This is a genomic window from Aeromonas finlandensis (assembly GCF_000764645.1).
GTDB classification, from domain to species: Bacteria; Pseudomonadota; Gammaproteobacteria; order Enterobacterales; family Aeromonadaceae; genus Aeromonas; species Aeromonas finlandensis.
This window is the reverse complement of record NZ_JRGK01000042.1, coordinates 1-9,940: the sequence shown is the minus strand read 5'-3', so window position 1 is coordinate 9,940 and position 9,940 is coordinate 1. Positions and strand designations below refer to the sequence as shown.

The following is a 9,940-nucleotide window of genomic DNA, read 5'->3' as shown; positions in this document are numbered from 1 at the left end:
CCAGTTGCTCTGTCCCCTCACTGGCCTTGCTAACCAGCCCGGCATAGCGCTTCTTGCTCCCCTTCTCCAAGCCGCGGATGGTCGGCATCAGAAAGCGGCGGTAGTGGGTCTCGTACTGGATCTCCAGATAGCTCGGCAGATCGAACTCGCGCTTGATCAGTGCTGCCCAGTTATCGTTGATCATTTGAGCCAGTCGCTGGCCGATCTCGTCCGCCTCATCCGGGCTGGTCTCGCGCCCCAGATGGACAAAGGTGGAGTCGGTATCGCCATAGATCACCTCGAACCCCTTCGCCTCAATCCACTCGCGGGTCTGCTGCATGATGCTGTGACCGCGCAAGGTGATCGATGAGGCAAGCCTGGGGTCGTAGAAGCGGCAGCCCCCCGAGCCCAGCACCCCGTAGAAGGAGTTCATGATGATCTTGATGGCCTGAGAGAGCGCCTTGTTGCTGGCCGCCTTGGCTCTATCCCGCGCCGCCCACAGGGTGGCGATGAGATCCGGCAAGAAGTGCCGCTCGCGGGAGAACAGGGCGCCGCGAAAACCGGGAATGGCGTGATCGGGATGTTGCAACCCCTCCACCAGCCCCATGGGGTCGATGCAGAAGGTGCGGATGATGCTGGGATAGAGGCTCTTGAAATCGAGCACCAGCACATGGCGATAGAGACCGGGTTTGGAGTCCATCACATAGCCGCCGGGGCTTGCGAGCCCACCGTCGGCTGGTAGATTGGGGGCCACGTAGCCGCCACGATGCAGCCGCGGCAGATAGAGGTTGGTAAAGGCCGCCACCGAGCCCCCCACCCTGTCCAGCTCAAGGCCGGTAAGGGAGGCGCGCTCGATGGCAAAAGGGATGAGGTGGCAGTAGTCGAAGATCTCCCACACCAGCTTGCAATCTTCCAGGTTGTAGCGGGCCAGCGCCTCCTTGTCGGAGTGGAACAGCTCGGTGATCTTCTCCCCCCGATTGGCCACATCCTCGATATCCTTGCCACGGCCAAGCAACTCGCTCGCCACCGCATCCAGGCTGTAGCTGGCAAACTGCCAGGTGGCGCTTTTGAGGGTATCGATGCCGTCGAGCACCATGCGCCCGGGAATGATGACGTTGCCGGTCTGGGGATCGCCCCGTGACGAGCGCCAGAAGCAGAGCTCGCGCCCCCGCCCGAGCCGCAGCCGCCGCTTGTTAAGCTCGGCGCGGCGCAGCAGCAGGCGAAAGTCAAAGTTGACCACGTTCCAGCCGATGACCAGATCGGGGTCATGGTGACTGAACCAGCGCTCCAGCGCGCCGAGCAGGGCGCTTTCATCCGCCACCCACTCGACCTTAGTACCCCAGCTGTCGGCATCCGCTTCCGGGGCGCCGATCATGATGACCCGCGCATCTTCTTCGCTATAGAGCCCCACCGAGAAGAGGGCCCCGTCCATGGCGCACTCCACGTCCAGCGATACCCAGGAGAGGGTGGGCGTCACCGCCTTGGGCGCGCAGCGTGCCTCGTTGACCTCCCAGTAACCCTGCTTGCCCCCCCTCTTCACCGCCCGGCCATCGAAACGCACGCCAGCGGTGATGAAGCGCTCCATCAGAAAACGCTCCGGCAGCCGGATATCCGCCTCGAAGTGCTCCAGCCCGCGAATGAGCAGCAGCTCGATGGCGCGGTGAAAGGCGCTCAGGGTGGCAAAATAGCAGCCCACCACAGGGCGACCGTCGAAGGTGTGCATCGGCAGGCGGCGAAACCGCCCGCTCACCCCGGCGCCTTTGAACAGCTCGGCGGCTTCTGCCATGTGACTCTGCGGCAAAAAAAACACCGGCTCCTGCCCCGGCACCACCACCCGCACCGGCCCCTGCGCACTCCAGAGCCACATCACGATTTCGGTGGTGGCGGCGTGCCCGTTGCGGCCGCGCACGTCCCGACCGTGGCGGGTCAGGATAAAACCGTCGAGCGGCGGAGTGGCGGGTACGGTGGGCTGGGTTGCAGTCATGAAGCGTAAAGGGGCTGTCCGAGAATGGGACTATTGTACGTTCATACAGTGCCTGCTCGCAATGGTCACGCAGGCTGCGAGGCGGGAGTCAAACTGGTAAGCTCGATGCCGTCATTATTCCCGTCCATCACGTTCTGACCACTCTTCGCCGACAAAAGGAGTCTCTGTGGCAATCTATTCCCTGCTGGATCAGCTGGCCATCCCCTACCAACGTGTCGATCATCCCCCCGTGTTTACCTGCGAGGAGGCGAGCAGGCTGCTGCCCGACCTGCCCGCCGCCAAGACCAAAAACCTCTTTTTACGCGATCCGAAAAGCGAGCGGCTGTTTCTGGTGGTGAGCCCGGAGGAGAGCCGGGTCGATCTCAAGGCGCTGGCAGTCAAACTCGGCGTCAAGCGGCTGAGCTTTGGCTCCCCGGAGCGGCTTGATGCGGTGCTCGGCCTCACCCCGGGCTCGGTGACCCTGCTCGCCATGGTGCGCGATAGCGAGCGTGCCGTGGAGCTGGTGGTGGACGAAACCATCTGGCAGGCCGAGCAGGTACAGTGCCATCCGCTGGTCAACACCGCTACCCTGATCATCCGCCTCGACGACGTGCGCCGTCTGCTGGCCCATCTGGGCCGGGAGGCCTGCGTGATGGCGCTGCCGATCGTGGCAGCCGCTTGAATGGCCGATTTCACCCTCAAGGCGTCAGACCAGCCAGCGCCGACCCGTTTCGAATGCCGCCCGGCCCGACTGGCGGATGCCCCGGCCTATCACCGATATGTGGTCGAGTGTGCCGACGCGGGGATGCCGCTCTATCAGGTGGCGCAATTTGACCCGGACGGCTGGTTACAGAGCCTGCTGGACCACGCCGAAGGGCGCAACCTGCCCAGCGGATACCTGGCCACCACCACCTGTTTTGCCCTCGATGGCGAGGAGATCCTCGCTACCTTGCGCCTGCGTCACGGTGACAATGAGGCAACCCGCCAATGGCTCGGCCATATCGGCTACGAGACCCGCCCCACCCGCCGTGGCGAAGGGGCTGCCGCGGCGCTGCTTGGCTGGGTACAACAACACATGTTGAGCGAGCCGGTGCTGGTCAGCTGTGGCGAAGAGAATCTGGCCTCCCGCAAGGTGATTACCGCGGCAGGTGGCGTGTTGCTGGGGCGGCGCTTCCATCCGGGGGATCGCCGCTGGCTGGAGATGTACCAGCTAGCCCCCCGGCCACGCCCGAGAGCAGCAGATCTATTGGCTACAGCAACAAGCGATCAGTTGCAGGTATGACGGCACCAGCCGACCGCAGCCGCGGCAGCAATAAAAAGAGCGCCCCGAAGGCGCTCTTTTTACGAACGTGGCAGAGCCGTTAGTAGCTGTCTTCCTGCTCCGCCTTCATCCGGGCCTGACGGGCATAGGCCTCCTCTTCGGCGCTCTCGATCTCGTGTAGCACCGAATCAAGATCGATGGCGGCGCTGCTCTCTTCAAAGTGGCCGGTCAGCTCGCTCTCGGGGGTCAGCTTGCCATCTTCAAACAGCGCCCACATCTCCTGGGCATAACGGGTCTTGAGCAGCTCGGGGGCATACATGCCGTAGTAGTTGCGCATGTTGTTGACGTCCCGCTCCAGCATCGCCTTGGCCTGGTTGTTGGCGGCGGCATCCACCACCTGGGGCAGGTCGATGATGACGGGGCCCTGGCTATCCACAAGCACGTTGAACTCCGAGAGATCGCCGTGGATAAGACCGGCGCAGAGCATCCGCACCACATAGCGGATCACCTTGTGGTGATCGATAACTGCCTGCTCGGGGCTCAGCGCCACATCGTTGAGGCGCGGCGCGACATTGCCATCCTCATCGGTGATGAGCTCCATCAAGAGGACACCATCGAGGCAGACATAGGGCTGCGGCACTCGCACACCGGCCGCCGCCAGCTTGAACAGGGCATCGACCTCGGTGTTCTGCCACACCTCTTCATGCTGCTTGCGGCCGTACTTGGAGCCCTTCTCCATGGCGCGGGCGCTACGGCTGTTGCGCACCTTGCGCCCCTCCTGATAGACCACCGCCTGCTTGAAGCTGCGCTTGGACGCCTCTTTATAGACTTTGGCGCAGCGGATCTCGTCGCCGCAGCGCACCACATAGACGTCGGCCTCTTTGCCGCTCATCAACCGGCTGACGACCTCATCGACCAGGCCGTCATCAACCAGAGGTTGGATTCGATTTGGAATTTTCATGGCCGCCCTTTTACCCTATTTCCGCTCTCGAAGATAGCTCCACACACGCTCACCTGCCTCTCCCGTTCATATGACACCCTGTTATCCCCTGTTTGACCTGTTTTTGTCCACCGGACAGCCTGAAAAACCACCAGCAGCAGGCCACACACGCGAGGTCCCGGTGCCAACAAAAATGGCCCGCAAGCGGGCCAACTTTCAAGGTTCGGGCGGCAAGCCCTGACGAATACGCTGAATACCCGCTTCATAGAGGCCGTCATCCCCCTCCTGATGCTCCAGTGTTTCGAAGATCTTGAGAAACCACATGTACTGCTCGGGATGGCGGGCCACCTGCATCTCCACCACCCGGTTCATGGCATTGACGTCTGCCTGCAGATCGGCGGTGGGATAAGGATCAAACGGCGGCTCGATCTCCAGCAGATAGCGCCCCTCATCCTCGTCATAGCTGGCGAAGATGGGCACCGCCCTGGCACCGGTCAGCTTCACCAGCTTGGGCAACGCCGGCAGGGTTGCTTTGGGGCGGCCGAAGAAGGGAACAAACACGCTCGCCTCGCGGCCGTGATCCTGATCCGGCAGGTAGAAGAAACTGGCGCCAGCGCGGATCGCCTTGATCGCCGGCTTGATGCCGACACTGCGCTCGTACACCTTGCCCCCTTTGGCTCGCTCGCGGTTGATGTACCAGTCGAATACCAGATCTTTCGGGCTCTTCATCATGGTGCACATCTCGATGCCCATCATGGCGAAGTAGCGGCCAATCATGTCGACCGCCCAGGTGTGGGGCACCACCAGGATTACCGGGCGACCCGCGGCCTGCTCCGCTTGCACGTGTTCCCAGCCGCTCACCTTGATGCGGCGAGTCAGGCGCGTTTTGCTGCGCCAGCTGAGCTCACCAAAGCCCATGAAGGTCTTGAGACCGACCCGGATCGATTTGAGCAGCAATGCCTGCCGTGCGGCGGCATCCAGTTTGGGAAAGCAGATTTTGAGATTGGTGTCGGCGATATAGGCCTGCTTTTTCGAGCACCGCAGCAAGGTCGGTGAGACCAGATCGGCAAAGCGATCCCGCAGCCTCGCGGGGGTAAATGCCAGCAGGGAGAGCAGGCCCAGCGCGCCCCAGCTGCCCCACCATTTGGGATGCAGCAGGCGGCTATGAAATGAGGTATCAAATACCGGATCTAATGCGGACATGTCGGCCATCAAGTCATCAAAAACAAACGGTTATTGTAGTTATCCTGACATTTTTTTCTACCCTGAGGAGGCTGGCCGCTGGCCTGCAAGGCACTGATCAGACTAGTTATCATAAAAAATGGCCCACCTGGGGCCATTTCAATCAACACAAATTCACATTCAGCCGTGGGGCGACAACCCCTTGCGGATCCGCTGGATCCCCTCTTCGTAGAGGCCATCCATCCCCTCCTGATCCTGACGGGTATCGAAGATCTTGAGGAACCACATGTATTGACCCGGGTGGCGAGTCAACTGCTGCTGCACCATGTCGTTCATCCGGCAGGTGTCGGCCATCACATCCTCGGTAGGATAGTTGTCGAAGGGTGCCTCAATTTCCAACCGATAGCAGTGGTTCGCTTCGTCGTAACAGGCGAGCAGCGGTACCGCCTTGACGCCGCTGACCTGCACCAGACGGGGCAAGGCTGGCAGGGTCGCCTTGGGGTAGCCAAAGAAGGGGGCAAAGATGCTCTTCTCGCGGCCATGATCCTGATCCGGCAGGTAGAAGAAGCTGCGCCCGCTGCGGATAGTCTTGATCACTGCCTTGATCCCGGCACTGCGCTCATAGACGCGGCAGCCGTTCTTGGCCCGCGCCCGGTTGAGGTGCCAGTCAAACACCGGATTGCGCGCCCGTTTCATCATGGTGCACATGGGCACCCCACGCTGGGTGAAGTAATAACCGGCGGCATCCACCGGCCAGGTGTGGGGCACCACCAGGATCACCGGACGACCGGCAGCCCGTTCAGCCTCGATATGCTCCCAACCGCTCACCTGCATCCGGCTCATCAGATAACGCTGGCTGCGCATGGTGAACTCGCCGAATCCCAGCAGGCTCTTGAGGCCAACCCGGATCGAGGTCAGCGCAAGTGCATCCCGCTCTTCCGGGCTCTTGTCGGGGAAGCAGATCTCCAGATTGGTTCTGGCGATATAGACCTGTTTTTTGGAGAGGCGAAACACCAGTGGTGCCAAGGCTTCGGCCAGACGGTCACGCAATCGCACCGGCACAAAGGCCAGCAGCATCAGCACACCGAGTGCCAACCAGCTGAACCAGTAGCGGGGGTGCAGAAAACGGGGTTCAAAGGAGGAGTCAAATACGGGATCTTGGGACGACATGTGTGGGGGTCGAGCGAAAAAAGTGGTGCTGCATTGTAGTCGTCCTGACAGGTAATACCAGTTAATTCCATGGTAAACCGCCCGACATGGGGGCCACATCAAGGAACCATAAACAAATGCCCCGCACTGCGGGGCATTTTGCTCATTACTCGGTCAGACTGGCGGTGCTTAATCCATCCATCAAATGCATGGTCGCTTATCCTGCCGAACTTTCACCGCACTCTCGCCGTACTCTCGCCACCCTCTGGGCGCACTGTTTAGCGATTCGCGATGTCACTCTTTCACGCGTTAACGGTGAGCCCCCTGGCGGGCCATGCCGTTGTTCATTTCGCTGTCACGCTGCGGCAGAAAAAACATCAGGTAACGCAGTGCCACATAACCGACGATCACGGTGGCCACCCCCAACTCGAAGTGGGCCAGCAATCTGATCTGCTCGACGTAGTGTGCTGACTGGGCAAACCCTTCGACCAGATGGGCCACTTTGAACAGGGCGGTGGCACCAATCACCAGCGGGAAGGTGAAGGCGGCATAACCCGGTGAGAAGGGCAGACGCAGCAGCTTGATGAAGGCCAGATAGATGATGCCGGTCATCAGGATGGCGATCCCCAGCAGCACCGCCACCAGCAGCAGTGACGGCTCCTGGCTGACAGTCAGGTAACCGGCCAGAGAGAGGCTGGCAGGGGCCGCCAGAATGGCGATGGTCGGTTTGGCGGCATCCGGCACTTCATGGCTGAAGATCAGGCGATAGAGCATCAGCGGCAGCATCAAGCCGTAGCAGATGATCCCGAACCAGAGCAGACCGTTGGCCAGCGGGGCAAACTGACCACCCGGGAAGGCGACGTCAGCCACGATGATCCCCACCGGCGGCACGAACCAGCTCGGCACCATGTGGTGGATTTCAAACTCTTTGGCGCGATGCCAGATAAAGGTGGCCAGGAACAGCAGGTGAACCGCCACGGCACACAGCCAGAGGGCCTCGCCCGCTTGCGGTGCAATCATGCCCAACGCTTTTGAGACCACCATGGTACCCATGGCATAGGTCGGCACCACACTGCCCACCACGGGGTGAGCGAGATCTTGCAGCAACAGACGGGGGTGGAGCAGAAATTTAAAGGTCAGGATCACCAGCAGCACGGCGGCCACGGCGGCGCCCAGCAGTTGCATGCGTCCGTCGAAGTGACCGGCATTCTCCCAACACCAACCGAGACTGGCGATGCCCAGCGCCAGACCCGCCATGGGGGTCGGGGCGGCAGCCAGGGATTTACGGGTTCTTGCGATCATGATGACACCTTTCTATTGATGACTATGGCGATAGGATAATGACGGCATATCGTTTACGATATCTAAATGAATTAAATTACTTATTCAGGAATACCAAACACCATGAAACTGACCCTGCAGCAGCTGAAAGTGTTCGCCACCATTGCCCGTTATGGAAACCTTGGCCTTGCCGCCAACGAGCTCTTCCTGAGCAAGGGGGCCGTCTCCCAATCCCTGCAGGAGCTGGAACGCCAGCTCGCCACCCCGCTGTTTGACCGTATCCACCCCAGACTGCAACTCAACAACGAGGGGCGCCTGCTGCAACCGGCCGCCGAAGAGCTGCTGACCCGGATGCAGGATATCGAAAACCTGTTTCGTGCCGATGCCGAGCCGAGCGGTCAACTGCGCCTTGGCGCCAGCCAGACCATCGGCAACTACCTGCTCCCGACCCTGCTCGCCAGCAACAAGCAGGAGCTGGGCTTGCCCCCCAAGGTGACCATCACCAACACCCACCAGCTCTGTCACGCGCTGGCCAACTTCGAGCTGGATCTGGCGCTGATCGAGGGGGAGAACCACCACCCCGATCTCATCACCGAACCCTGGCTGCAGGACGAGATGCTGGTGGTGGCCCAGCCCGGCCATCCCCTCGCCACCAAGGTGGATCTCTCCCTCTCCCGACTGGGGGGCGAAACCTGGGTACTGCGGGAGCTGCAATCGGGCAGCCGCGAACAGTTTATCCAGCAGATCCAGCCCGCCCTGCCCAACTGGCAGGCGGGGCTTGAGCTCAACACCCTGGAGGCGGTAATGCTGGCGGTGGAGAAGGGGCTGGGGATCTCCTTTATCTCCCGGCTGGCGGTCTCTGATCGGCTCAAGGATGGCCGACTGGTCGCCCTCCCCCTCACCCGCCGCTTCCCGCGCCAGCTCTCCCTTATCTGGCACAAGCAGAAGTACCACTCCGCCTCCCTGCGCCACTTTATTCACTTCTGCCGGGCTCAGATGAACGATGCCGAGGCGATCAGCCCGGCGTAACGCCGGGCCAACCCGCCGCTGGCAGGCCAACATGCCAATGGCAAAAACGCAAAAAGCAGAGAGGGAGCCGCGGCTCCCTCTCTTTATCCAGAGGATCTGGTCTACGCCTGTTGCAGCGAACGCAACCAGCTGATCTCCTCGCCCCAGATGGACTCATCGATGGTCTCGAGGATCAGCGGAATGCGATCGAAGCGATCATCGTTCATGATGTGGTGGAATACTGCCTCCCCCAGATTGCCCTCCCGCAGGCTGTGGTGGCGATCGACCCGGCTGCCGAAGGTGCACTTGGCGCCGTTGATATGCATCCCCTTGAGATAGTGAAAACCCACGGTGCGGTCGAACTCGGCGAAGACGGCGGCGCAGCTCTCGGCAGTGCGCAGATCGTAGCCGGCGGCAAAGGCGTGGCAGGTATCGAAACAGATCCCGACCCGGCTCTTGTCCTCCACCCCCTCGATGATGGTGGCGAGGTGCTCGAACGACCAGCCGAGGTTGGTCCCCTGCCCGGCGGTATTCTCAATCACCGCCGTCACCCCTGCACTGCGCTCCAGCGCCCAGTTGATGGACTCGCTCACCAGCTTGAGGCTGGCCGCCTCGGGAATTTGCTTGAGATGGCTGCCGGGATGGAAGTTCAGGTAACAGAGCCCCAACTGCTCGCAGCGCTTCATCTCGTCGAGAAACGCATCGCGGGATTTGGCCAGACCATCAGGGTCAGGGTGGCCCAGATTGATGAGATAGCTGTCGTGGGGCAGGATCTGCTCCGGCAGAAAACCGGCCTTGTCACAAGCCACCTTGAAGGCGCGGATGGTGGCATCCGACAAGGGGGCCGCCTGCCACTGACGCTGATTCTTGGTAAAGAGGGCAAACGCGTTGGCCCCGATGGCCTGGGCGCGGGCGATGGCATTCTCCACCCCGCCGGCCGCACTGACGTGAGCTCCGATATATTTCATACAATCTCCTCAATACGGCAAGCCGCCATTATGCCGATCCCGCCCAATCCCGCCAAACCGGAATAGTCGATAGCCGTGATCGTTTTTGCAGCCCATAAAGGATTCATTCAGGCTCCAATCATATGATGTGGGCTCCATTACCGAGGAGCTTGAGATGAACCTGCCGATGATTGATAACCCCGATGAATCCTTGCTGAAATTTGCCACCC

The 9,940-nt window shown here is 61.1% G+C and carries 10 protein-coding genes; 3 read left to right on the top strand and 7 right to left on the bottom strand.

Annotated features, from left to right (window positions below; translation table 11 throughout):
* A partial coding sequence (locus LD28_RS0105605) for a DNA polymerase II (protein ID WP_033136023.1) occupies positions 1 to 1,963 on the bottom strand: 1,963 nt, incomplete at its 3' end.
* 166 nt (positions 1,964 to 2,129) lie between these two features.
* Between LD28_RS0105605 and LD28_RS0105600 the strand changes: the two genes are divergently transcribed.
* Positions 2,130 to 2,624, top strand: a complete 495-nt coding sequence (locus LD28_RS0105600) for a prolyl-tRNA synthetase associated domain-containing protein (protein ID WP_033136022.1) — start codon at positions 2,130 to 2,132, stop codon at positions 2,622 to 2,624.
* Entirely contained in the window at positions 2,625 to 3,224 is a 600-nt protein-coding gene (locus tag LD28_RS0105595; RefSeq protein ID WP_050514259.1) for a GNAT family N-acetyltransferase, read from the top strand.
* 79 nt (positions 3,225 to 3,303) lie between these two features.
* Here the strand turns inward: LD28_RS0105595 and LD28_RS0105590 are convergent, their stop codons facing one another.
* The 4 genes from LD28_RS0105590 to LD28_RS0105575 all read right to left on the bottom strand — a co-directional run bounded on the left by LD28_RS0105590 (position 3,304) and on the right by LD28_RS0105575 (position 7,776).
* Complete coding sequence (locus tag LD28_RS0105590; RefSeq protein WP_033136021.1) at positions 3,304 to 4,164, bottom strand: PA4780 family RIO1-like protein kinase; 861 nt, start codon at positions 4,162 to 4,164, stop codon at positions 3,304 to 3,306.
* A gap of 195 nt (positions 4,165 to 4,359) precedes the next feature.
* Entirely contained in the window at positions 4,360 to 5,355 is a 996-nt protein-coding gene (locus tag LD28_RS0105585; RefSeq protein ID WP_033136020.1) for an LpxL/LpxP family acyltransferase, read from the bottom strand.
* A 150-nt stretch (positions 5,356 to 5,505) separates the two neighbouring features.
* Positions 5,506 to 6,495, bottom strand: coding sequence for a lauroyl-Kdo(2)-lipid IV(A) myristoyltransferase (lpxM, locus tag LD28_RS0105580; RefSeq protein WP_033136019.1), 990 nt, complete (start codon positions 6,493 to 6,495; stop codon positions 5,506 to 5,508).
* Positions 6,496 to 6,783: 288 nt separating this feature from the next.
* The gene (locus LD28_RS0105575) at positions 6,784 to 7,776 is read right to left on the bottom strand and encodes a TDT family transporter (RefSeq protein ID WP_033136018.1); all 993 of its coding nucleotides are present in this window, start codon (positions 7,774 to 7,776) and stop codon (positions 6,784 to 6,786) included.
* Between the two features lie 102 nt (positions 7,777 to 7,878).
* On the opposite strand from LD28_RS0105575, the gene LD28_RS0105570 reads away from it, so the two are divergent.
* Positions 7,879 to 8,784: a LysR substrate-binding domain-containing protein gene (locus tag LD28_RS0105570; RefSeq protein ID WP_033136017.1), complete on the top strand. Its 906-nt coding sequence runs from the start codon at positions 7,879 to 7,881 to the stop codon at positions 8,782 to 8,784.
* A 101-nt stretch (positions 8,785 to 8,885) separates the two neighbouring features.
* Here LD28_RS0105570 and nfo read toward each other — a convergent pair whose 3' ends face one another.
* Entirely contained in the window at positions 8,886 to 9,731 is an 846-nt protein-coding gene (nfo, locus tag LD28_RS0105565; protein ID WP_033136016.1) for a deoxyribonuclease IV, read from the bottom strand.
* A gap of 9 nt (positions 9,732 to 9,740) precedes the next feature.
* On the bottom strand, positions 9,741 to 9,940 hold a 200-nt coding region (locus LD28_RS23630; RefSeq protein ID WP_206538735.1), incomplete at its 5' end, for a hypothetical protein.